Genomic DNA, 23,238 nt, shown 5'->3' on the forward strand with positions numbered 1-23,238 from the left:
GTTTTATTTGGCCCTGTCAGGTCTACTTTTCATCATAAAAATAGACAGGCTCACCCCCTATTCCCGGCGTTATGCCCCTAAAGAGGTCTACAGGTGATCTATAAATCCATTGCCGAACGATTACGCCTGCGGCTGAATTCGTCGGATTACCACATTGGCAGCCCGCTGCCTGGTGAAAAAATACTGGCGCTGGAATTTGGCGTGGCGAGGATGACCATCCGCAAGGCGATCGACTTGCTGGTAGGTTGGGGATTGGTGGTGCGCCGCCACGGCAGTGGCACCTATGTGACGCGCAAAGATGTACACCACGAAACCACCAATCTGACCGGACTGGTGGAAGTACTGCGTCAACAGGGGAAGGAGGTACACAGCCAGGTGCTGCTGTTTGAAGTGATGCCCGCGCCGCCCGCTATCGCCAGCCAGTTACGCATCCAAATTAATGAGCGGATCTACTTTTCGCGCCGGGTGCGCTATGTCGAAGGCAAACCCTTAATGCTGGAAGATAGCTATATGCCGGTGAAGCTGTTCCGCACTCTCTCGCTGGCGCATCTCGAAGGGTCTAAATTCGACTATATTGAGAAGGAGTGCGGTATTTCCATCAGCGGCAATTACGAAAGCCTGACGCCGGTGCTGGCGGATAAACAGGTAGCAATGGTACTTAATGTTGAAGAACACACGCCGCTGCTGCGTATTACCTCTCTGTCCTACAGCGACAGCGGCGAGTTTCTCAACTATTCCGTCATGTTCCGCAATACCCGTGATTACCAGGTGGATTACCACCTACGGCGCATCCACCCTGATATGTCCTTACCCCAGCCCCCAGAAGATCACCGCCAGTAGCTGCGGGGTGATAATGCGCAGAAACATCACCAACGGATACACCGTGGCATAGGAGAGCGCAGCCGCCCCGCTGGTGGCATGCAGGCCGTTAGCAAAGGCCAGCGCAGGGGGATCGGTCATTGACCCCGCCAGCATGCCGCACAGGGTAAGATAGTTCATCTTCGCCAGCATCCGCGCCAGTACGCCAACGGTGATCAGCGGAATGGCGGTGATAAAAATGCCGTAACACATCCAATTCAACCCATCGCCATGCGTCAGCGTGGCGATAAAATCCCCCCCGGATTTCAGCCCAACCACCGCCAGGAACAGCACAATCCCCAGCTCACGCAACGCCAGGTTAGCACTCGGCGGCATAAACCAGTACAGCTTGCCTACGCTGCCAATACGCCCGAGGATCAGCGCCATAATCAGCGGGCCGCCCGCCAGACCTAATTTCAGTGCAACCGGAAAACCCGGCACAAAAACCGGTACTGAGCCCAGTAACACCCCCAGCCCGATACCGATAAACACCGGCAGCATTTGCACCTGTTGCAGTTTATGCTGCGCATTGCCGACTTCATTGGCTACCGCTTCAATAGCCGACGGACGGCCGACCAGATTGAGAATGTCGCCAAATTGCAGGCCAGCATCGCTACTGGCGACCAGCTCCACCCCCGCACGATTAAGCCGGGAGATCACCACGTCGTACCGCTCTTTAAAGTGCAGGTCGCGGATTTTTTTCCCCAGCACTTTCTCGTTAGTCACCACCACCCGCTCAACGCGTAAATCCGTCCCGCGTGTCGACAACGAGGTGTCCACCTCCTGGCCGATGACCAGTTGTGCGTTGTGCAGGTCTGCTGGCAGCCCGACCAGGTGTAGCAAGTCCCCGGACTGAATCAGTGTCGTGGGCGAGGGCACCATCAGCAAATCAGCCCTTTTTAACCGCGAGCAGATGATTTTATCGCTGTTGAGAATGGGCACATCCTGAATCGCCATATTGTTGAGGTTCGGGTTTTCGACGCGAATATTGATGGTGCGGATAAGCGACGTGCCGTGACTCAGGGTGGCGTCATGCTGCCGCGCTTCGTCCTCAACGTTGACGCGAAACAGCACCCGCAGCAGCCACATGGTCAGCAAAATACCGCAAATCCCAAACGGGTAGGCCATCGCATAGCTCATCCCCATTTGATCAACCGCTGCGCCGGGTACGCCCAAATCGCGCAGGATCTGCTGCCCGGCCCCGAGCGCTGGCGTGTTAGTGACCGCGCCGGAAAAAATACCGAGCACCACTGGTAATGGAATGGCAAAAATTTTATGCAGGATAGCGGTTACCAGGCCGCCGAGGATAACAATCAGAATGGCAAACAAATTGAGCCGCAGACCAGAAACACGCAAAGAGGCAAAAAAACCCGGCCCCACCTGAATGCCGATGGTATAGACAAAGAGGATCAGACCAAACTCCTGCACGAAATGGAGCATCGGACTGCTTAAGGGTACACCCAACTGGTCAACAAAGTGCCCGACAATGATCCCACCGAATAACACGCCGCCAATGCCAAAACCGACGCCGCGTATCTTCACATTACCGATCCACAAACCGACAACCGCGACCAGCGCCAGTATGCTTACTGTTAACGCGATATCACTCATGAATGCTTCCTTCCACATGATGACTATTTCGATTCTGGCAGAGGCAGCCGTGCTTGTATGGGTGATGGCGCACAAAGCGCGCGGCTTTTGTTGCCTCTCGTGATAGCGTCAATGCGGGGGAAGGAGGATATTGGTACAAACGGCGCGCATAAAAAAAGCGCCGACGGGCGGCGCTTTCTTATCGCTGACATTAGCTGGTTAAGGCCGGGCGCTCGCTAATGGCGATACGCTGTGGGGCTGCCGTTTCCGGGAGATTTCGCAGCAGATCAATATGCAGTAAACCGTTATTGAACGTAGCGCCGGAAACTTCCATAAAATCAGCCAGCGTAAAGCTCAGGCTGAACGGCTGGATGATCAGCCCTTGATGCAGCCATTTCGGTTCGTTGGCGGGTTTTTCCGGCGTCCCTTTGATAGTCAGACGACCGCTTTCCAGTTGGATATCCAGCTCTTCCTGACGGTAGCCCGCCAGCGCCAGGGTAATGCGGTAGTGGTTGTCATCGCCCTTTTCAATGTTGTAAGGCGGAAAGGTCTGTTGCTCAGTGGTGCTTTGCAGCGCGTTGGCCAGTTTGTCGAAACCGATCCACTGACGCAGCAGGGGGGATAAGTCGTAATTACGCATTGTGTTTCTCCTTCAAAGAAGCGAGTAAATACCTGCGAGCACGCGGCTCGCATATGCTCCCTGTCGGCGAGCATGTTCGGAATGGGCCGCCAGCGCGACCCGGAATAAATCAGTTAATTTCGATACGACGCGGTTTTTTCTCTTCCGGGATCACGCGTTCAAGTTCGACGTACAGCAGACCATTGACCAGGTTAGCACCCTGGACATGGATATTTTCGGCCAACTGGAATTTACGCTCAAAGTTACGTTCGGCGATGCCCTGATAGAGATAGGTACGTTCTTTTTGCTCGGCGGTATGGGAGCCTTTTACCACCAGCAAGTTGTCCTGCGCGGTGATCTCCAGTTCACTTTCAGCAAACCCCGCCACGGCGATAGCGATGCGGTAGTGGTTTTCGTCCACTAATTCCACGTTGTACGGAGGGTAACCGCCATTGCTTTGGCTTTGATTGTTTTCCAGCAGATTAAACAGACGGTCGAAACCAATAGCAGAACGGTAAAGCGGAGAAAGATCGAAGTTACGCATACATAAAGCTCCTGACATCAGCGAGATTGTTATTTGCCTTCCACAATGGACAGGCCATGCAACAGTAGCCAAACACCCTTACGGCGTGTTCCCCGGCTCTATTCCTAAAATGTGGCTGGCAGTAATGATTTCAAGGGGCAAATATCGACTTTTTTTGCACTTTCTGTGGCAACGCTTAGACTGGGGTTACAGCACAAATGGTCAAAGTGCGAATGCCGCCACAGAGCGGAACCCGAACGCTGATTTTTTACTCTGCGGAAAAGCCATAATCGCGGAACGGTGTTCACACTGCCAATAACGATGATTAGCCAATGATGAAAAATATTCTGGTAGTTTTTGTGTTGTTCTGCGGAATGGTGTTATCGGGATGCTCCAGCGTCATGTCGCACACCGGCGGCAAAGAAGGGGTTTATCCCGGCACGCGAGCCAGTTCGGCCATGATGGCGGACGATGACACCGGTATTGGCATGAAATCGCTGGTGGTTCTGGATATGCCTTTCACAGCGGTGATGGACACCTTACTGCTGCCATGGGATCTGTTTCGTCGTGATAACTCAATAAAATCGCGGGTGGAAAAGAGCGAACAGGAAAACTTTGCCACCAATTCCGTTATCCCGCCCGCACCGATGCCCACCCACTAAACTACAGCCCGGTTTCCGTCATCCATAACTGGCGGAAACCGTCCACGTCTTGCATCCACGCAATCTTTTTGCCATCCGGCGAAAAGACCACCGCATCTGCCGACGGCGGATTTGCATGATCGGAAGTCAAAAAGGTTATCTCTCCGCGTTGCGCGTCGCACAGCGCAATACGGTTTTCCAGAACAAATCCCAGCGCCTTACCCGAAGGATGCCAGTTAAACGCCGACTGGATCCCGCTGGTGGTTTGCGTCAGCTGGCGCGGCTCGCCGCCATTCGGGCTGATTAACCAGAGTTGAACAATGCCCTGGTCGTCGCGCATCAGAAACGCAATCTGCATCGCTTGCGGATGGCTGCGCACCCAGTGACGCGGCACATTCACCAGACCCGGAAAAGGTTTATGGTGGGTAAAGGTCAGACGTTGTTGCACCACGCCCTGCGGCGGTGCGGGCAGGGTATCCGGCGTTCCTTGTAGCGGTGCATCGCCCGCTGTTTTCCAGCCCTGTTCATTGTGAGGGAGCGTAACAATGAATAGCTCCGGCACTTTTTCACCGGTCAGCGACAGCGTGTCGCCAATAAACGCAAGCTGCTGGTCGCTCACCCAGCCCTCTTCGTACGCCCGGTTAATCTGGTCACTACCCGGAACAGGCGCAGGCGTCGTGCGGCTTACCAGCACGCTCCAGTGGCTGCCGCCGTACTCACGAGCATGCGTGCAGGGTGGGTTAACCGGGCCAAATGGCGCAGCAACGCCGACGTTGCGTAAATCCAGCGCCGGGGAACGCTCATGCATAACGTGGTCGTTATAGGTAAAGCTGATGAATTCGCCATTCGGGCTAAAGACATGCACATGTGAGCCACCGCGCAGCGCGCCGGGGGTGTAAGGCGCGGTGATATCCATTGCATCGAGATTATGGGTTGAGCCATTTTCCGTCACCACACCACGGCGATGATGAAAGTCGTATTGCCAGTCGGCGTCCGGGTTCTCCGGGCCATGAATGAAGACGTACTTTTCGGTCTGCGGACTTACCGTTACCACCCCCACATGCGCGCCATCAGGAGCGGTATACAGCACCTCCACCGCCCCGGTCTGCACATTGACTCGCTCGATGGTTTTACCGGTAAACGATGCGCCAGAAGGACGGACGTCAAACACCAGCCACTGGCTGTCCGGTGTCCAGGTTTGGGTGTTGGTCAGTTGATGATTGCGGGGGGCAAAGGTGAGTTGTTTCATGAAAGTACCCTGAAGCCAAAATATCGCTTCAGGGTATAGCAATGCGCGGCGTTAGCCTACATCTCACTTTATGGTTCTTCACGCGCGTGTTGGCTGAACTCAGTTCAGCGCAAACTTCTCAATCGCGTAAGCAACGCCGTCTTCCAGATTGGATTTGGTGATAAAGTTCGCCACCTCTTTCACCGATGGGATTGCGTTGTCCATCGCCACGCCAACGCCTGCGTATTCAATCATGGCGATGTCGTTTTCCTGATCGCCAATCGCCATGATCTCGTCCGGTTTGATGTTCAAAGCCTCTGCAAGGGATTTCACACCGGTGCCTTTATTGACGCGTTTATCGAGGATTTCGAGGAAGTATGGCGCGCTTTTCAGCACCGTGTATTTCTCTTTCACTTCCTGCGGGATGCGGGCAATGGCCTGGTCCAGGATTACCGGATCGTCAATCATCATCACTTTGAGGAACTGGGTCGCCGGATCCATTTTTTCCGCTTCGCAGAAGACCAGCGGAATGGTGGCAACGTAGGATTCATGCACCGTGTAGTAGCTGATATCGCGGTTGGCGGTGTAAAGGGTGTTGCGATCCAGCGCGTGAAAGTGCGAACCCACTTCACGGGACAATTTTTCAAGATAGCGGTAATCGTCATAGCTCAGCGCCGTTTGCGCTACGGTGCTACCGTCGCTGGCGTTCTGCACCAGTGCGCCGTTATAGGTGATGCAATAATCGCCTTCCCTCTCCATATGCAGCTCTTTCATATAGCTGTGAACGCCTGCGTATGGACGACCGGTGGTGAGCACGACATTGACGCCGCGTTCGCGTGCCGCAGCAATGGCATTTTTAACAGCGGGAGAGATGGTGTGATCGGGCAGCAACAGCGTGCCGTCCATATCGATTGCAATAAGTTTGATAGCCATGAGGTCCCCAGGTGAGATATTTCCGGACTCATGCTAACGCGATTCCGCTCAAAAAACAGCAGCGCGACGGGAGGAAAAAGGGGCCGAAAAGGGGAACCTGGATTCCCCTTTTTCATGCCGGATGGCGGCTTATACCGTATCCGGCCTCTGTTACCCGGTCAGAAAGACGATTAAATATCGATATTCGCGGCTTTCAGGGCGTTCTCTTCAATAAAGGCGCGACGCGGTTCTACGGCATCCCCCATCAGGGTTGTGAAGAGCTGATCCGCAGCAATCGCATCTTTTACCGTGACGCGCAACATGCGGCGGCTGTCCGGATCCATGGTGGTTTCCCACAGCTGTTCCGGGTTCATTTCCCCCAGACCTTTATAACGCTGGATAGCAAGACCACGACGTGACTCTTTCACCAACCAGTCCAGCGCCTGTTCAAAGCTGGCAACCGGCTGACGACGCTCACCACGTTCGATAAAGGCATCGTCTTCCATCAGACCGCGCAGCTTCTCGCCGAGGGTGCAAATACGGCGGTATTCGCCACCAGTAACGAATTCATTATCCAGCAGATAATCGGTGTCCACACCGTGAGTACGTACGCGAATGATCGGCTCGAAATGGTTCAGCTCGTTGTTCTTGCGCACATCGAACTTCCACTGGCTACCGTGCTGCTCATTCTCGTTCAGATCGCTGACCAGCGCATTTACCCAACGCGTAACCTTCTGTTCCTCAGCGAGATCGGCTTCTGTCAGCGTCGGTTGATAAATCAGCGCTTTCAACAGCGTACGCGGGAAACGACGCTCCATGCGACCAATCATCTTCTGCGTGGCGTTGTATTCAGAGACCATTTTTTCCAGCGCTTCACCCGACAATGCAGGAGCACCTTCGGTGGTGTGCAGCGTTGCGCCATCCAGCGCGATGGAAATCTGATACTGATCCATCGCATCGTCATCTTTGATGTACTGTTCCTGCTTGCCTTTCTTCACTTTGTACAGTGGCGGCTGAGCAATGTAGACATGGCCACGCTCAACGATTTCCGGCATCTGACGGTAGAAGAAGGTCAGCAGCAGCGTACGGATGTGCGAACCATCGACGTCCGCATCGGTCATGATAATGATGCTGTGATAGCGCAGTTTGTCCGGGTTGTACTCATCGCGACCGATGCCGCAGCCCAGAGCGGTGATAAGCGTCGCCACTTCCTGCGAAGAGAGCATCTTGTCGAAGCGCGCTTTCTCAACGTTAAGGATTTTACCTTTCAGCGGCAGTATCGCCTGATTTTTACGGTTACGGCCCTGCTTCGCAGAACCGCCCGCGGAGTCCCCTTCCACCAGGTAGAGTTCGGACAGCGCCGGGTCACGCTCCTGGCAATCCGCCAGTTTGCCCGGCAGGCCGGCCAGATCCAGCGCACCTTTACGACGGGTCATTTCACGGGCTTTACGCGCCGCTTCACGGGCACGCGCCGCATCGATAATTTTACCGACGACGATTTTCGCGTCAGACGGGTTTTCCAGCAGGTATTCCGCCAGCAGTTCGTTCATCTGCTGCTCTACCGCCGATTTCACCTCAGAGGAGACCAGTTTATCTTTGGTCTGTGAGGAGAACTTCGGATCCGGCACTTTAACGGAAACCACCGCAATCAGACCTTCACGGGCATCGTCGCCGGTCGCGCTGACTTTGGCTTTTTTGCTGTAGCCTTCTTTATCCATGTACGCGTTCAGCGTACGGGTCATCGCGGCGCGGAAACCGGCAAGGTGAGTACCACCGTCGCGCTGCGGAATGTTGTTGGTAAAGCAGTAGATATTTTCCTGGAAACCGTCGTTCCATTGCAGCGCAACTTCAACGCCGATGCCGTCTTTTTCGGTAGAGAAGTAGAAGATATTCGGGTGGATCGGCGTTTTGTTCTTGTTGAGATACTCAACGAACGCTTTGATGCCGCCTTCGTAGTGGAAGTGATCTTCTTTGCCGTCGCGCTTATCGCGCAGGCGAATAGAAACGCCAGAGTTCAGGAATGACAGCTCGCGCAGGCGTTTCGCCAGAATTTCATACTCAAATTCGGTGACGTTAGTGAACGTTTCATAGCTCGGCCAGAAACGCACCATGGTACCGGTTTTTTCGGTATCGCCCGTTACGGCCAGCGGAGCTTGCGGCACGCCGTGTTCATAAATCTGACGGTGGACTTTGTTATCGCGCTGGATAACCAGCTCCAGTTTCTGCGACAGGGCGTTTACCACGGAAACGCCTACACCGTGCAGACCGCCGGAAACTTTATAGGAGTTATCATCGAATTTACCGCCTGCGTGCAGTACGGTCATGATCACTTCCGCCGCAGACACGCCCTCTTCCGGGTGAATACCGGTCGGAATACCGCGACCATCATCCTGTACGGAGACGGAGTTATCGCTATGGATGGTGACAACGATGTCTTTACAGTACCCTGCGAGCGCTTCGTCGATAGCGTTATCTACCACCTCGAATACCATATGGTGCAGACCGGTGCCGTCATCTGTATCGCCGATATACATACCCGGGCGCTTACGCACCGCATCCAGCCCTTTCAGGACTTTGATACTGGAGGAGTCATAAGAATTCGACATCAACGTTTCTCGCTCATTTAGTCTTGGGTTAATCCGTTATTTTACCCTTTTCCACGGTGAACATCTTCGAATTTTTGTCCGACATGTCCATCACGTGTTCGGCGCTGATCGCGCTGACAAAAACCTGTGACTGCGTCGCTTTCAGGCGGCTGGCTAACAACCCACGCTTCGCGTCATCAAGTTCTGAGGCAAAATCATCTATCAGGTATAAACAGCGTCGTCCGCTCTCGCGGGTTAAAAACTCCCCCTGCGCCAGACGCAGTGCGCACATCAGAAGTTTCAACTGCCCGCGCGACAGCGTATCTTCCACCGGCGCGCCGTCCGCACGAATACGGAAATCCGCTTTATGCGGGCCGTGAGCGGTGTAGGTCAGCATGCGGTCGCGCTCAAAATTGCGCTCCAGCACCTCACCGTAATCGGTCTCTTTTTCCCACCCGCGCTGAAAACCAAACGTCAGGGAAAATTCAGGTAAAAATTGTTGGCAGGTATCGGCCATATCTTCGGCAATGGCTGCGCTGTATTCGGCGCGCCAGCGGCTGATCTGCTCAGCCAGGGGGATCAATTCTTTATCCCATGGGCGTAACTGTGCGTAATGCGTTACCTGGCGCAATGCGGCATTGCGCTGTTTCAGCAAGCGTTTGAGATTGCTCCAGGCGGTGAAAAAACCGGCTTCGTTGTGAAAACATCCCCAATCAAGGAACGCTCTTCGGTATTTGGGGCCACCGTTAAGGAGGGTAAACCCCTCGGGCGTAATCAGTTGCATCGGCATTAACAGCGCCAGTTCCGCCACTTTGTGGCCGTCGGTGCCATCAATACGTACTTTGCTGTCGCCGAGCTTATCTTTTGTCAGACCAATAGCCGTTTCGCGCTCTTCCCCCTGCAAACGACCATGCAGAACAAACGCTTCCTGTTCATGACGGATCACACGACCGATTTGCAAACTGCGAAACGCCCGACCATGTCCGAGCGTATAGATAGCTTCGAGAACGCTGGTTTTACCGCTCCCGTTGGCGCCGACCAGGAAATTAAAGCCTGGAGATAACGCGAGATCTGCGTTCTCGATATTACGGAAGTCTTTAATCAGAAGGCGGGTCAGTGACATAGTTCAGGGCATCAGTCCAGGGGCGTGAGTGTCGCAGCCAGTTCGTTTACCGCCAGCGCACAGAAAGCGGAGCGTACACGAAGTACGCGAGCATTTCGAGCACTGCCGGAAGACGAAATGGCAAGTAAACCAGCCCCTTTACAGATTCTACAAGCGCATTGGCATAACGACATAGGCCGCGCTTTGGCTCGCCGCATCTTCAATCTGTACGCTGGAAACGGAGTCAGTCAGCAGTATACGGACATTTTCGCACTTCAGCGCATTCAGGACATCCAGCACATAGCTAACGTTAAAACCAATTTCCATCTCGCTACCGGCATAGGTGACATCAAGAAACTCTTCTGCTTCTTCCTGTTCCGGGTTATTGGCAGTGATTTTGATCTGATTCTCGCTCACGTACAGACGCACGCCGCGGAATTTCTCGTTCGAGAGAATAGCGGCACGGGCAAAGGCCTGCTTCAGCAAATCACAGCCTGCTTCCAGCGTTTTGTCCGGATTCTTCGGCAATACGCGGCGATAATCCGGGAAACGGCCATCAACCAGCTTGGAAGTAAAAATAAAATCGCCAACGTGTGCGCGAATATTGTTGCTGCCAATCTGCACGCGCAGCGGGGTATCGCCGCCATCGAGCATGCGCATCAGCTCAATCACGCCTTTACGCGGCACGATCACCGAATGGTTTGGCAATGATTCGCCAATCGGCATGGAGCAGACAGCCAGACGGTGCCCATCCGTAGCAACGGTACGCAGCTCTTCGCCTTCAGTTTCGAACAGCATGCCATTTAAGTAGTAACGCACGTCCTGATGCGCCATGGAGAACTGCGTCGCTTCGATCAGGCGTTTCATTGTCGCCTGCGGTAGCGTGAACTCCACTTCGCTTTGCCAGTCATCCAGATTCGGGAAGTCAGCAGCGGGCAGCGTGGAAAGGGAGAAACGGCTGCGCCCGGAACGGATCAGCATACGCTCGCCTTCCAGCTGCACGGCGATTTCCGCACCTTCCGGCAAACCACGGCAGATGTCGAAAAACTTACGCGCCGGAACCGTTGTCGCACCTTGTTCATGTGGCTGGATCAACGCAAGGCGTGCCACCATCTCCATTTCGAGATCGGTTCCGGTCAACGACAGCGCACCTTCGGTCACCTGAAGCAACAGATTTCCGAGGATCGGCAACGTAGGGCGTCCACCCAGTGGGCCGCTTACCTGTTGCAGCGGCTTTAATAAATGTTCACGTTCAACGGTAAATTTCATAGCGTCACGAAGATAATGTTCTGATTAAATTGGAAAAATCTTCTTTGATATCATGGCTTTCTTCACGCAACTGCTCAATCTTACGGCAGGCATGCAGCACGGTAGTATGGTCGCGGCCGCCAAACGCGTCGCCGATTTCCGGCAGACTGTGGTTGGTCAACTCCTTTGCCAGCGCCATCGCCATCTGGCGCGGGCGGGCTACCGAACGGGATCGGCGCTTGGACAGCAGATCCGCCACCTTGATCTTGTAATACTCCGCCACCGTCTTTTGAATATTGTCGATGGTGACCAGTTTTTCCTGTAGCGCCAACAGATCCCGCAGCGCTTCGCGCACGAAATCGATGGTGATCGCCCGTCCGGTGAAATTGGCGTTAGCAATCACGCGGTTCAGCGCCCCTTCCAGCTCACGCACGTTAGAACGCAGACGTTTCGCAATAAAGAAAGCCACTTCCCCCGGCAGACGAATGTCGTTCTCGTCTGCTTTTTTCATCAGGATCGCCACGCGGGTTTCCAGTTCCGGCGGTTCGATCGCAACGGTCAGGCCCCAGCCAAAGCGCGATTTCAAACGATCCTCAACACCGTTGATCTCTTTCGGATAACGATCCGAAGTGAGAATGATCTGCTGATTACCTTCCAGCAGCGCGTTAAACGTGTGGAAAAACTCTTCCTGGGATCGTTCTTTATTAGCAAAGAATTGGATATCGTCAATCAGCAGCGCATCTACGGAACGGTAGTAGCGTTTAAACTCTTCGATCGCATTGTTTTGCAGGGCTTTTACCATGTCCTGGACAAAACGCTCGGAGTGCATATACACCACTTTCGCATTGGGCTTGCGCGCCACAATGCCGTTGCCCACCGCATGCAGCAGGTGAGTCTTACCGAGACCAGTTCCGCCATATAAAAACAGCGGGTTATAGGCGCCGCCGGGGTTGTCAGCCACCTGGCGGGCTGCCGCACGGGCGAGCTGGTTTGATTTACCTTCAACAAAGTTATCAAAGGTATGTTTGACGTTAACGTTGGAGCGGTAAGTCGGTTCCGCCGGTGCGGGCACATTGTCCCAGCCTGGACGCGCTGCAGGCGCGGCGCGCTGTACAACCACTTGCGCTGCTTGCGCTGGCGCGGCAACGCTGGCGGGTTCCCTCAGCGTCTGGCTGACCGGGCGGGTGCCGACTTCAAAATGCAGTTGTGGGGCGTCCGTACCGCAGAAGTCATTCAGCAGTCCATTGATATTGTTGAGATACTTGTCTCTAACCCAATCGAGGACAAAACGGTTTGGCGCATACAAAGCCAGCGTGTTATCGCTCAATTCCGCCTGCAAAGGGCGTATCCACATACTGAATTCTGTGGCTGGTAACTCATCCTGCAATCGGGCAAGACACTGCTGCCAAAGCGAAAGTGACACGGCGGACTCCACTCGAACGAAAATCGATAAATAGTAAAGACAGAAACATTAATGTTTTTTGACACACATCGATAAGACCCAACCGGGTGACGTGCGAACCGCTATTTACGGTTTTTGCCCTGTTCACGATCCTGGATCGCGATCGGGACCGCGGATCATAGCGTAAACCGCGGCAGAGATCTTCTGTTTCTCACAGATTCTTCACGATTTATCCACAGGGCGATTCTGAACCGGGTCAGTGTAAACGATCCAGAGAGAGGAGCGGGACGATTTAGGCCGCATATTGGAAAATTTAATGAGTAACGACGATTTATTGCTTAAACGATCTAACGAAGATCCTGGAGGATCCTTGCGCTTTACTGCCGTCCCCGTATAATCCTGCCCCCGGCGCGTTATGCTCTTATGCAGTCGTCGAATGCTGCTTATTTTTCGCGCAATTATGTGCGAAAATACGTGCGCTATAAGGAAAGAGAATTGACTCCGGAGTGTACAATTATTACAATCCGGCCTCTTTAATTACCCATGGCTTGCGCGCCAGTCGTTCGATTTCCGTTCAGGCATACGCAAAAGTCAGTGAATTTATTCAAGTTTAGGTAGAAACCGCCATGAAACGCACTTTTCAACCGTCTGTACTGAAGCGCAACCGTTCTCACGGCTTCCGTGCTCGTATGGCTACTAAAAATGGTCGCCAGGTTCTGGCTCGTCGTCGCGCTAAAGGCCGCGCACGTCTGACCGTTTCCAAGTAATAAAGCTAACCCCTGAGTGGTTAAGCTCGCTTTTCCCAGGGAGTTACGTTTGTTAACTCCCACTCATTTCACTTTCGTCTTCCAGCAGCCACAACGGGCTGGCACGCCGCAAATCACCATCCTCGGCCGCCTGAATTCGCTGGGGCATCCCCGTATCGGTCTTACCGTCGCCAAGAAAAACGTCAAACGCGCTCATGAACGCAATCGGATTAAACGTCTGACGCGTGAGAGTTTTCGTTTGCGCCAGCATGAACTGCCGGCAATGGATTTTGTGGTGGTGGCAAAGAAAGGGGTTGCCGACCTCGATAACCGTGCTCTCTCGGAAGCGTTGGAAAAATTATGGCGCCGCCATTGTCGCCTGGCTCAAGGGTCCTGATCGGCCTGATTCGGGTCTATCAACGCCTGATTAGTCCACTACTCGGGCCGCACTGCCGTTTCACGCCAACCTGCTCTCACTATGGAATTGAGGCATTGCGCAGGTTTGGAGTGATAAAAGGCAGTTGGTTGACAGTGAAACGCGTATTAAAATGCCACCCTTTACACCCGGGTGGAGACGATCCCGTCCCGCCAGGACCTTCTAAAACCAGAGAACACTAACGATGGATTCGCAACGCAATCTTTTTATCATCGCTTTGTTGTTCGTGTCTTTCATGATCTGGCAAACGTGGGAGAAGGATAAAAATCCTCCTCCGGCGCAACAGCAGACCACGCAGACTACGACCACCGCAGCGGGTAGCGCAGCCGACCAGGGCGTACCGGCCAGTGGCCAGGGGAAACTGATAACGGTTAAAACCGATGTGCTTGAGCTGACCATCAACACCCGTGGTGGTGATGTTGAGCAGGCACTGCTTCCGGCTTATCCGAAAGAACTGGGCGCCAGCGAGCCGTTCCAGTTACTGGAAACCACACCGCAGTTTATCTATCAGGCGCAGAGCGGTCTGACGGGTACTAACGGTCCGGATAACCCGGCAAATGGCCCGCGTCCGCTGTATAACGTGGAAAAAGATGCGTTTGTACTGGCTGACGGCCAGAACGAACTGGCGATCCCGCTGACCTATACCGACGCTGCTGGCAACACATTCACCAAAACATTCACGCTGAAACGCGGTGAATACGCGGTGAACGTAGGCTATAACGTGCAGAACACCAGTGATAAACCGCTGGAAGTGGCTACCTTCGGTCAGTTGAAGCAATCCATCAATCTGCCGTCACATCGCGATACAGGCAGCAGCAACTTTGCGCTGCATACCTTCCGCGGCGCGGCCTACTCCACGCCTGACGCGAAGTATGAGAAATACAAGTTCGACACCATTGCCGATAACGAAAACCTGAACGTCAGCGCAAACAGCGGTTGGGTTGCAATGCTGCAACAGTATTTCGCTACAGCGTGGATCCCGCGCAACGATGGTACGAACAACTTCTATACCAGCAACCTGGGCAATGGCGTTGCAGCCATCGGCTACAAATCGCAGCCGGTGAACATCGCACCAGGCCAGACTGCATCGCTGAACAGCACCCTGTGGGTGGGTCCGGAAATTCAGGACAAAATGGCAGCCGCTGCACCGCATCTGGATCTGACTGTGGATTACGGTTGGTTGTGGTTTATCTCTCAGCCGCTGTTCAAACTGCTGAAATGGATCCATAGCTTCCTGGGTAACTGGGGCTTCTCCATCATTGCAATCACCTTTATCGTTCGTGGCATCATGTACCCGCTGACCAAAGCGCAGTACACCTCCATGGCGAAAATGCGCATGCTGCAGCCAAAAATTCAGGCCATGCGTGAGCGTTTGGGTGAAGACAAGCAGCGTATGAGCCAGGAAATGATGGCGTTGTACAAAGCGGAAAAAGTGAACCCGCTGGGTGGCTGTTTCCCGCTGCTGATTCAGATGCCAATCTTCCTGGCGCTGTACTATATGCTGATGGGCTCTGTTGAGCTGCGCCATGCGCCGTTCGCACTGTGGATCCATGACCTGTCCGCACAAGACCCGTACTACATCCTGCCGATTCTGATGGGCGTAACGATGTTCTTCATTCAGAAGATGTCGCCGACCACCGTGACCGACCCGATGCAGCAGAAGATCATGACCTTTATGCCGGTCATCTTCACGGTGTTCTTCCTGTGGTTCCCATCAGGTCTGGTGCTGTACTATATCGTCAGCAACCTGGTGACCATTATTCAGCAGCAGCTGATTTACCGTGGTCTGGAGAAACGTGGTTTGCATAGCCGCGAGAAGAAAAGCTCCTGATACGCGTTAAGATTCAGACAAGGCGGTCATCTGACCGCCTTTTTTATTTTGAGGTTTCGGAAAACAAACCATGAGCCATAACGACACGATTGTCGCCCAGGCAACCCCACCGGGACGCGGTGGTGTGGGCATCTTGCGTATTTCCGGCCGCCAGGCGCGCGACGTTGCGCAGGCGGTATTAGGCAAACTGCCAAAACCGCGTTATGCCGACTATCTGCCGTTCCTGGACGCTGATGGCGCAGCGCTGGACCAGGGCATTGCGCTGTGGTTCCCAGGGCCAAACTCCTTTACCGGTGAAGATGTACTGGAACTGCAGGGCCACGGCGGTCCGGTGATCCTCGATCTGCTGTTAAAACGCATTCTGACGCTGCCAGGGCTGCGTATTGCCAGACCGGGGGAATTTTCTGAACGCGCATTCCTCAACGATAAGCTTGATCTGGCGCAGGCTGAAGCCATCGCCGATTTGATTGATGCCAGCTCCGAGCAGGCAGCACGTTCAGCGCTGAACTCATTGCAAGGGGCGTTTTCCACCCGCGTGAATCACCTGGTGGAAGCACTTACTCACCTGCGCATCTATGTCGAAGCCGCGATCGATTTCCCGGATGAAGAAATCGATTTTCTCTCGGACGGAAAAATTGAAGCGCAGTTGCACAGCGTGATTGCCGATCTGGATGCTGTGCGCGCTGAAGCACGCCAGGGAAGTCTGCTGCGCGAAGGGATGAAAGTGGTGATTGCCGGCCGCCCAAATGCCGGAAAATCAAGCCTGCTGAATGCGCTGGCCGGGCGGGAAGCCGCTATCGTGACCGATATCGCCGGCACCACCCGCGACGTGTTGCGCGAGCATATCCATATTGATGGCATGCCGCTGCACATTATCGATACCGCAGGTCTGCGTGAAGCCAGTGATGAAGTCGAGCGTATCGGCATCGAACGCGCGTGGCTGGAGATTGAGCAAGCGGACCGGGTACTGTTTATGGTGGATGGCACCACGACTGACGCGGTTGACCCGGCGGAAATATGGCCAGATTTTATTGCCCGTTTACCGGCGAAATTACCGATTACGGTGGTGCGTAACAAAACGGATGTTACCGGCGAGCAACCAGGCATGAGCGAAGTGAATAGCCACTCACTTATACGCCTCTCTGCGCATACCGGCGAAGGCGTCGACACGCTGCGTCTTCATCTCAAGCAAAGCATGGGATTCGACACTAACATGGAAGGCGGGTTCCTGGCACGCCGCCGCCACCTGCAAGCGCTGGAAACAGCGGCGGAGCATCTGCAACAGGGTAAAGCGCAATTGCTTGGCGCATGGGCTGGTGAGCTGCTGGCTGAAGAGCTTCGCCTGGCACAGCAGAGCTTGAGTGAGATCACCGGCGAGTTTACCTCCGATGATTTACTCGGTCGTATTTTCTCCAGTTTCTGTATCGGTAAATAACCCTTTCCCACTGCTCACCGAACGGCCGTTTTAGCGGCCGTTTGCTTTCCTGGCGGCCAAATTTCGTAAAGTACGCAGGATTGGCTAAAGAAAATGTAAATATGGTCGCTTAGGACTTTTCAGATGCGAATTTCCGCATTAAAACCTATCCAGTATGGGCGATAATATTGATTATCGATTCGATTCATCCAGACCATTATCACGGAGCGAAAAATGGCTACGCATTTTGCAAGAGGGATTCTTACAGAAGGACATCTCGTTTCTACGCGACTCCCGGTAACCTGTCATGACAGCGCTCGTCAGCTCCCCGAACACCGACGCTCACGTTTCCTCGCGTCCAGGGCCTTACTCGCCGAAATGATGTTTATGCTGTACGGCATCAGCGAGTTGCCGGAGATTGCTATTGAAGCCAGCGGAAAACCCGCCTTTACCGACAGCAGCCTGCCGCAGTTCTCGCTGTCCTATGCCGGAAACATGGTGGGTGTTGCGCTAACAACAGAGGGTGAATGCGGTCTGGATATGGAGCTTCAACGCGCGACACGGGGTTTCCATAACCCGCACGGGCAAAAGCAGCCCCTATTCACAGGCAATGAACAGTTGTGGATCAATAACCAAAGCGATCCGAATGAAGCACAAACTCAGATTCTGACGCTGCGCCAAAGCGTGATGAAGCTGATCCATCAGATGCAGGATGATCCCGGGCAATTACAGCTTTTGCCAGGCTCCGGTCGACTTCGCGTGGCGCAACTGGCGCAAGTGGAAGTGATGTGTGATGCTGAAGACGTGTTGATTTGGTCGGTGGCCGTCGCCCCCGCCATCGAAAGCCTTAAAATCTGGGAATTTGATAGTCAAAAAGGGTGGCGTTACCTTGCCGATGTACAAACGCGCGCCAACGATCCCGCCTCCCGTCTGATGCGATTCACCAGCTTACCTGCCGAAAAAGCCCTGATCCTTAACTGATCCGTTAGCAAGGAGTCATCATGTCTGCTGAACTCAATGTTGTGACACTGCTTGGGAGTCTGCGTAAAGGCTCTTTTAATGCCATGGTTGCACGTACGTTGCCCAAGCTTGCGCCTGCGGGAATGACTATCACACCGCTGCCCTCGATTGCTGATATCCCACTGTATGATGCCGATATACAACAGGAAGAAGGATTTCCGCAGAGCCTGGAAGCCATTGCCGCACAAATCCGCGCAGCGGATGGTGTGGTTATCGTCACCCCTGAATACAACTACTCAGTGCCGGGTGGCCTGAAGAACGCCATAGACTGGTTATCACGCTTGCCGGAACAGCCGCTCGCCGGGAAACCTGTATTGATTCAAACCAGTTCAATGGGCGCAATCGGCGGTGCACGTTGCCAGTATCATCTGCGCCAAATCCTCGTCTTTCTCGATGCAATGGTGATGAATAAGCCTGAATTTATGGGCGGAGTCATCCAGAACAAAGTGGATCAGCAGACGGGGGAAGTGGTTGATCAAAGCACGCTTGATCATCTGAGCGGGCAACTTACTGCTTTCGGAGAGTATATCCAGCGCGTTAAGCGGTAATCGGTTTTCCCTCTCCCGGCAAGGGAGAGGGAAATGCAGATTAATGCGCGTCGATAAAGACGATTTTCAGCAAGAACAGCAGTGCGACAACAATGACGCACGGGCTGAGATCGCGCAGGCGCCCCGTCCCGATTTTCATCACACAGTAAGAGATAAAGCCCAGCGCGATACCTTCAGTAATGGAGAAACTGAACGGCATCATCACCGCAGTGATAAACGCAGGTACCGCTTCTGTCAGATCTTCCCACTTCACACGCGCCAGGCTGGATGTCATCAGCACACCAACATAGATCAGCGCACCCGCAGCAGCGTAGCCCGGCACCATCCCTGCCAGCGGCGACAGGAAGATAACCAACAGGAACAACAAACCCACCACAACGGCAGTCAGGCCGGTACGACCACCGACAGACACGCCGGAAGAAGATTCGATATACGCCGTAACAGAAGAGGTTCCGATAAAGGACCCGGTAACGGAAGAGATACTGTCAACGAACAGCGCTTGTTTCATGCGCGGAAACTTGCCGTTTTCGTCCACCAGCCCGGCTTTGTCAGTAACACCGATCAGCGTACCGGAGGAGTCGAACAGGTTCACCAGCATAAAGGAGAAGATCACGCCAGCCAGACCAATATTAAACGAACCGGCCAAATCTACGTTGCCAACCACGCTGGCCACACTCGGCGGTGCGGAAACAATACCGTGATATTGCACATCACCCAGCAACCAGCCCAGCAGCGTGGTCACCACGATGGAAACCAGCACTGCGGCGTGAATATTGCGGGATGCCAGAATCGCAATGATGAAGAAACCGAGGACGCCCAGCAGAACGCTGTGGGAAGTCAGGTTACCAATGCTCACCAGTGTTTCTTTGTTCGCGACAATGACACCGGCGTTTTTCAGACCCATCATGCCAATAAACAAACCGATACCGCTGGTGATCCCCACACGCAGGCTCACCGGAATATTGGCAATCATCCAGTAACGGACGCGGAAAAGGGTCAGCAGCAACAGGCCAACCGCCCCCCAGAAAATGGCACCCATACCCACTTGCCAGGACAATCCCATGGCGCCCACCACCACAAACGCGAAGAAGGCGTTCAGGCCCATCGCCGGTGCCAGCGCTACCGGCAGGTTGGCAACCAGTCCCATCAGGATGCTACCAAATGCAGCAATCAGGCAGGTGGTAACGAATACTGCGCTGGTGTCCATCCCGGCGACGCCCAAAATTTGTGGGTTAACAAAGACGATATACACCATCGTCAAAAACGTTGTGAAACCGGCGATCACTTCGGTACGTGCCGATGTGCCGTGTTCGCGCAGTTTAAACACGCGGTCAAGCAACCCCTGGCCCGATGCCTGGGTAGTGTGTTGTTGGCTCATTATCAATTTCCGGAATAGGAGGGAAAATTCGTCGCTATCCTATACCAAAATGAGACAATGTTGACGGTTATCACACACTTTTTTTCATTGAATTTGCTTATACGGCAACGATTGCGTCCCGCTATCTGCGTTAAGTAAACGTTAAACTCGCAACAAAACAGGAAACAGCATGTCCCACATTGAAGCGGTTTTTTTCGACTGTGACGGCACCCTGGTCGACAGTGAAGTAATTTGCTCACGCGCTTATGTGCATATGTTTAAAGAATTTGGCATCACGCTGGCGCTGGAAGAGGTCTTTAAGCGCTTTAAAGGTATGAAACTGTACGAAATTATTGATGTCATCAGCGCTGAATATGGTGTAGCTCTGGCGAAAAGCGCGCTGGAGCCAGTGTACCGCGATGAGGTCGCGCGTCTGTTTGATGCCGAGCTGGAAGTGATTGCCGGCGCGGGCGCACTGCTGGATGCTGTTAGCGTGCCGATGTGCGTGGTCTCCAACGGCCCGGTCAGCAAAATGCAGCACTCTTTAGGTAAACTGGGTCTGCTGCATCACTTTCCGGACACGCTGTTCAGCGGTTATGACATCCAGCGCTGGAAGCCCGATCCAGCGTTAATGTACCATGCGGCAAAAGCGCTGAATGTTAATCCGGTAAACTGTATTCTGGTGGACGACTCCACTGCCGGAGCACAATCAGGTATTGCGGCGGGTATGGAAGTGTTTTACTTCTGCGCCGATCCGCATAACCAACCTATCGATCACCCGAAAGTGACTACGTTCACTGATTTAGCGCAGTTGCCAGAGCTGTGGCGCGCACGCGGGTGGCATGTTACGCGTTAACCAAAACCACTAAACAGGACGTTTTTATGGCCCAGGCAACCCGACCACTTCCGGTCTTTAAATACCACCCACATCCCCTGGACACCGGGGTGTTTTCTGATGACAAAACGGTCACCTGCGCCTGCTGCCAGCAGCCGACCGCGATTTATTACACCAATCCGTTCTACACCACCGAAGAGATCGATTACCTTTGCCCGTGGTGTATCGCTGACGGCGCAGCCGCGCAAAAGTTTGGCGGCAGTTTTCAGGACGAATCCAGTGTTGATGGCGTTGAAGCGGAGTACGACAACGACGGCGAATTCACCGGGTTCAAAAATCCCTGGCCGGAAGACCGTCTCGTTGAGCTGACCGAACGCACACCGGGTTACTGCGGCTGGCAACAGGAGTACTGGCTGGCGCATTGCAACGACTTCTGCGCTTTTGTGGGGTACGTCGGCTGGAAAGAAATTGCCGATAAACTCGATCAGTTTGCCGACCTGCAAGCCGACTGCTATGCATTTGGTATGGACTACGAGAAACTGCCTGAGTACCTTCTCGATGGCGGCGACTGCCAGGGTTACCTCTTCCGCTGCCTGCATTGCGGAAAACTACGCCTGTGGGCGGATTTATCCTGACGGAGTATACCCATGCCAGAATTACTTGAGCGCTACCAGGGCACGCTTCTCGGCCTGGCAGCCGGGGATGCCGTGGGCACTGCCGTTGAATTTAGCCCGAAAGACAGCTTTCCCCCGGTAACGGATATGGTAGGCGGCGGCCCGTTTCACTTACAAGCCGGGCAGTGGACGGATGATACCTCTATGGCCCTGTGCCTGGCGGAAAGCCTGACGACCTGCCGGGGTTTTGATGCCAGAGATCAGATGAACCGTTACCTTAACTGGTGGAAATGGGGCTATTTCAGCTCCACGGGCCACTGTTTTGATATCGGTATGACTGTTGCGGGGGCGCTGCAAAAATTTGCCAGCGATGGCGAACCGTTTGCCGGTTCCAGCGATCCACGAACGGCCGGAAACGGGTCGTTGATGCGTCTTGCTCCCGTCGTGCTGTGGTATTTCCCGGATGCGCAGCAGGTGCTGGAGTATGCCGAAGCCTCATCGCGTACTACCCATGCCGCCCCGGAAGCCGTCGCCAGTTGCCGCTTATTTGCACAGATGCTGATCAATGCGCTGAGCGGTATGAGCAAGCAGGAGATCCTGACACATATCCCGCAACTGCCGCAGCAAGAAAAGCTGCGCCACATCGCTGAAGGCCGCTATTTGCAGAAAACGCGAGCGGATATCGTTGGCACCGGTTATTGCGTACAGAGCCTGGAAGCCGCGCTCTGGTGTTTCGCAAAGGGCGGTGATTTTGAGGAAACGATTCTTCTGGCTACCAACCTTGGCGACGATGCCGATACCACGGCCGCGATTGTCGGGCAGTTAGCCGGCGCGTATTACGGCGTGAACGGTATTCCGCAACGCTGGCGCGATAAACTGTGGCAGTATGAGGATATCGATAATCTGGCGAGAAAACTGCTGGTGAAATGAGCCTGAGACACTCACCCCCTCCGTAGCGAGGGGGTGATATTGCCGCATTACTCTTTCGGATCTTTCCCGGCAAGCAGCTTATCCAGCTCATCACCGCCGACATGACGGAAGTCCTGCCCCTTCACGAAGTAGAAAATGTATTCGCAAATATTCTGGCAGCGGTCACCAATACGCTCGATAGAGCGGGCGCAGAACAGAGCAGTCAGGACGCTCGGGATAGTGCGGGAATCTTCCATCATGTACGTCATTAACTGACGCACGATGCCTTCGTATTCCTGATCCACTTTTTTATCTTCGCGGTAGATGCGTACCGCTTCATCCAGATCCATGCGGGCGAAGGCGTCCAGCACATCATGCAGCATTTGCACGGTGTGGCGGCCCAACGACTCCAGACTCACCAGAAGAGGCTGATGCTGCTGCGAGAATTTCTCCAGTGCGGTACGGCAAATTTTATCCGCCACATCGCCAATACGTTCCAGCTCAGCAATGGTTTTAATAATTGCCATGACCAGACGCAGGTCGCTCGCCGTAGGCTGGCGTTTGGCAATAATACGCACACAGGCTTCATCGATGGTCACTTCCATCATGTTGACCTGTTTATCACCTTCAACGACGCGCTTTGCCAGCTCACTGTCCTGGTTGTGCATCGCGGTGATCGCATCAGAAAGCTGCTGCTCCACCATTCCACCCATGGTCATTACCTGAGTGCGGATACTTTCCAGTTCAGCGTTGAACTGCCCGGAAATATGTTTGTTAAGGTTGAGGTTGTCCATGGTTCAACTCCAAATGCCCGACAGAT

24 protein-coding genes are annotated in these 23,238 nt (G+C 54.0%); 13 read left to right on the top strand and 11 right to left on the bottom strand.

Annotation, left to right across the window (positions count from 1 at the left end):
• The first annotated feature begins 93 nt into the window (after positions 1 to 93).
• Positions 94 to 840: a GntR family transcriptional regulator gene (locus GA0061071_RS20885; RefSeq protein WP_061492409.1), complete on the top strand. Its 747-nt coding sequence runs from the start codon at positions 94 to 96 to the stop codon at positions 838 to 840.
• Here the strand turns inward: GA0061071_RS20885 and GA0061071_RS20890 are convergent.
• From GA0061071_RS20890 to ibpA, 3 genes are all read right to left on the bottom strand, one after another.
• Positions 808 to 2,469 carry a putative transporter gene (locus GA0061071_RS20890; protein WP_088236952.1) on the bottom strand — a complete coding sequence of 554 codons (1,662 nt, stop codon included), beginning with the start codon at positions 2,467 to 2,469 and terminating at the stop codon, positions 808 to 810. The two genes, GA0061071_RS20885 and GA0061071_RS20890, sit on opposite strands and share 33 nt — an antisense overlap.
• Positions 2,470 to 2,659: 190 nt before the next feature.
• The gene (gene ibpB / locus GA0061071_RS20895) at positions 2,660 to 3,088 is read right to left on the bottom strand and encodes a small heat shock chaperone IbpB (protein ID WP_061492407.1); all 429 of its coding nucleotides are present in this window, start codon (positions 3,086 to 3,088) and stop codon (positions 2,660 to 2,662) included.
• A gap of 109 nt (positions 3,089 to 3,197) precedes the next feature.
• Complete coding sequence (gene ibpA / locus GA0061071_RS20900; RefSeq protein WP_061492406.1) at positions 3,198 to 3,611, bottom strand: small heat shock chaperone IbpA; 414 nt, start codon at positions 3,609 to 3,611, stop codon at positions 3,198 to 3,200.
• Positions 3,612 to 3,922: 311 nt separating this feature from the next.
• Between ibpA and GA0061071_RS20905 the strand changes: the two genes are divergently transcribed.
• Positions 3,923 to 4,252: a YceK/YidQ family lipoprotein gene (locus GA0061071_RS20905; RefSeq protein WP_061492405.1), complete on the top strand. Its 330-nt coding sequence runs from the start codon at positions 3,923 to 3,925 to the stop codon at positions 4,250 to 4,252.
• A gap of 1 nt (position 4,253) precedes the next feature.
• On the opposite strand, the gene GA0061071_RS20910 is transcribed toward GA0061071_RS20905, so the two are convergent.
• From GA0061071_RS20910 to dnaA, 6 genes are all read right to left on the bottom strand, one after another.
• Positions 4,254 to 5,480: a YidR family protein gene (locus GA0061071_RS20910; protein ID WP_088236953.1), complete on the bottom strand. Its 1,227-nt coding sequence runs from the start codon at positions 5,478 to 5,480 to the stop codon at positions 4,254 to 4,256.
• A 99-nt stretch (positions 5,481 to 5,579) separates the two neighbouring features.
• A complete protein-coding gene (gene yidA / locus GA0061071_RS20915) occupies positions 5,580 to 6,392 on the bottom strand; it encodes a sugar-phosphatase (protein ID WP_061492403.1) in 813 nt (270 codons plus the stop codon).
• Between the two features lie 170 nt (positions 6,393 to 6,562).
• The gene (gyrB, locus tag GA0061071_RS20920) at positions 6,563 to 8,977 is read right to left on the bottom strand and encodes a DNA topoisomerase (ATP-hydrolyzing) subunit B (protein WP_061492402.1); all 2,415 of its coding nucleotides are present in this window, start codon (positions 8,975 to 8,977) and stop codon (positions 6,563 to 6,565) included.
• A 28-nt stretch (positions 8,978 to 9,005) separates the two neighbouring features.
• Positions 9,006 to 10,079: a DNA replication/repair protein RecF gene (recF, locus tag GA0061071_RS20925; RefSeq protein WP_061492401.1), complete on the bottom strand. Its 1,074-nt coding sequence runs from the start codon at positions 10,077 to 10,079 to the stop codon at positions 9,006 to 9,008.
• Positions 10,080 to 10,226: 147 nt separating this feature from the next.
• Positions 10,227 to 11,327, bottom strand: a complete 1,101-nt coding sequence (dnaN, locus tag GA0061071_RS20930) for a DNA polymerase III subunit beta (protein ID WP_061492400.1) — start codon at positions 11,325 to 11,327, stop codon at positions 10,227 to 10,229.
• 4 nt (positions 11,328 to 11,331) lie between these two features.
• Complete coding sequence (gene dnaA, locus GA0061071_RS20935) at positions 11,332 to 12,729, bottom strand: chromosomal replication initiator protein DnaA (protein ID WP_061492399.1); 1,398 nt, start codon at positions 12,727 to 12,729, stop codon at positions 11,332 to 11,334.
• A 295-nt stretch (positions 12,730 to 13,024) separates the two neighbouring features.
• On the opposite strand from dnaA, the gene GA0061071_RS23810 reads away from it, so the two are divergent.
• The 8 genes from GA0061071_RS23810 (at position 13,025) to GA0061071_RS20970 (ending at position 18,703) form a co-directional block, all read left to right on the top strand.
• On the top strand, positions 13,025 to 13,105 hold the full coding sequence (locus GA0061071_RS23810) for a hypothetical protein (RefSeq protein WP_420843408.1): 81 nt from the start codon (positions 13,025 to 13,027) through the stop codon (positions 13,103 to 13,105).
• A 229-nt stretch (positions 13,106 to 13,334) separates the two neighbouring features.
• Entirely contained in the window at positions 13,335 to 13,475 is a 141-nt protein-coding gene (gene rpmH / locus GA0061071_RS20940; protein WP_000831330.1) for a 50S ribosomal protein L34, read from the top strand.
• Positions 13,476 to 13,491: 16 nt separating this feature from the next.
• Positions 13,492 to 13,851 carry a ribonuclease P protein component gene (rnpA, locus tag GA0061071_RS20945; RefSeq protein WP_017458071.1) on the top strand — a complete coding sequence of 120 codons (360 nt, stop codon included), beginning with the start codon at positions 13,492 to 13,494 and terminating at the stop codon, positions 13,849 to 13,851.
• Positions 13,815 to 14,072 (top strand): membrane protein insertion efficiency factor YidD, encoded by a 258-nt coding sequence (gene yidD, locus GA0061071_RS20950; RefSeq protein WP_071890658.1) that lies wholly within the window; start codon positions 13,815 to 13,817, stop codon positions 14,070 to 14,072. The genes rnpA and yidD overlap by 37 nt, the downstream gene beginning before the upstream one ends.
• A gap of 2 nt (positions 14,073 to 14,074) precedes the next feature.
• Complete coding sequence (gene yidC / locus GA0061071_RS20955; RefSeq protein ID WP_088236954.1) at positions 14,075 to 15,721, top strand: membrane protein insertase YidC; 1,647 nt, start codon at positions 14,075 to 14,077, stop codon at positions 15,719 to 15,721.
• A 70-nt stretch (positions 15,722 to 15,791) separates the two neighbouring features.
• Positions 15,792 to 17,156: a tRNA uridine-5-carboxymethylaminomethyl(34) synthesis GTPase MnmE gene (mnmE, locus tag GA0061071_RS20960; protein ID WP_088236955.1), complete on the top strand. Its 1,365-nt coding sequence runs from the start codon at positions 15,792 to 15,794 to the stop codon at positions 17,154 to 17,156.
• Positions 17,157 to 17,369: 213 nt separating this feature from the next.
• On the top strand, positions 17,370 to 18,116 hold the full coding sequence (locus GA0061071_RS20965; protein WP_088236956.1) for a 4'-phosphopantetheinyl transferase family protein: 747 nt from the start codon (positions 17,370 to 17,372) through the stop codon (positions 18,114 to 18,116).
• A 20-nt stretch (positions 18,117 to 18,136) separates the two neighbouring features.
• Positions 18,137 to 18,703 carry an NADPH-dependent FMN reductase gene (locus GA0061071_RS20970; RefSeq protein WP_061499655.1) on the top strand — a complete coding sequence of 189 codons (567 nt, stop codon included), beginning with the start codon at positions 18,137 to 18,139 and terminating at the stop codon, positions 18,701 to 18,703.
• 40 nt (positions 18,704 to 18,743) lie between these two features.
• On the opposite strand, the gene GA0061071_RS20975 is transcribed toward GA0061071_RS20970, so the two are convergent.
• Positions 18,744 to 20,081: an NCS2 family permease gene (locus GA0061071_RS20975; RefSeq protein ID WP_061499651.1), complete on the bottom strand. Its 1,338-nt coding sequence runs from the start codon at positions 20,079 to 20,081 to the stop codon at positions 18,744 to 18,746.
• A gap of 169 nt (positions 20,082 to 20,250) precedes the next feature.
• Between GA0061071_RS20975 and yieH the strand changes: the two genes are divergently transcribed.
• From yieH to GA0061071_RS20990, 3 genes are read left to right on the top strand one after another with little or no spacing between them, the layout of a single operon-like run.
• Entirely contained in the window at positions 20,251 to 20,916 is a 666-nt protein-coding gene (yieH, locus tag GA0061071_RS20980; RefSeq protein WP_061499648.1) for a 6-phosphogluconate phosphatase, read from the top strand.
• Between the two features lie 26 nt (positions 20,917 to 20,942).
• The gene (gene cbrC / locus GA0061071_RS20985) at positions 20,943 to 21,530 is read left to right on the top strand and encodes a PF03691 family colicin E2 tolerance protein CbrC (protein ID WP_061499646.1); all 588 of its coding nucleotides are present in this window, start codon (positions 20,943 to 20,945) and stop codon (positions 21,528 to 21,530) included.
• A gap of 12 nt (positions 21,531 to 21,542) precedes the next feature.
• Entirely contained in the window at positions 21,543 to 22,439 is an 897-nt protein-coding gene (locus GA0061071_RS20990; protein WP_088236957.1) for an ADP-ribosylglycohydrolase family protein, read from the top strand.
• Positions 22,440 to 22,486: 47 nt separating this feature from the next.
• On the opposite strand, the gene phoU is transcribed toward GA0061071_RS20990, so the two are convergent.
• Positions 22,487 to 23,212 carry a phosphate signaling complex protein PhoU gene (gene phoU, locus GA0061071_RS20995; RefSeq protein ID WP_088236958.1) on the bottom strand — a complete coding sequence of 242 codons (726 nt, stop codon included), beginning with the start codon at positions 23,210 to 23,212 and terminating at the stop codon, positions 22,487 to 22,489.
• Positions 23,213 to 23,238: the final 26 nt, after the last annotated feature.

This window comes from Kosakonia oryzendophytica (assembly GCF_900094925.1).
In the GTDB taxonomy this organism is placed as follows: Bacteria; Pseudomonadota; Gammaproteobacteria; order Enterobacterales; family Enterobacteriaceae; genus Kosakonia; species Kosakonia oryzendophytica.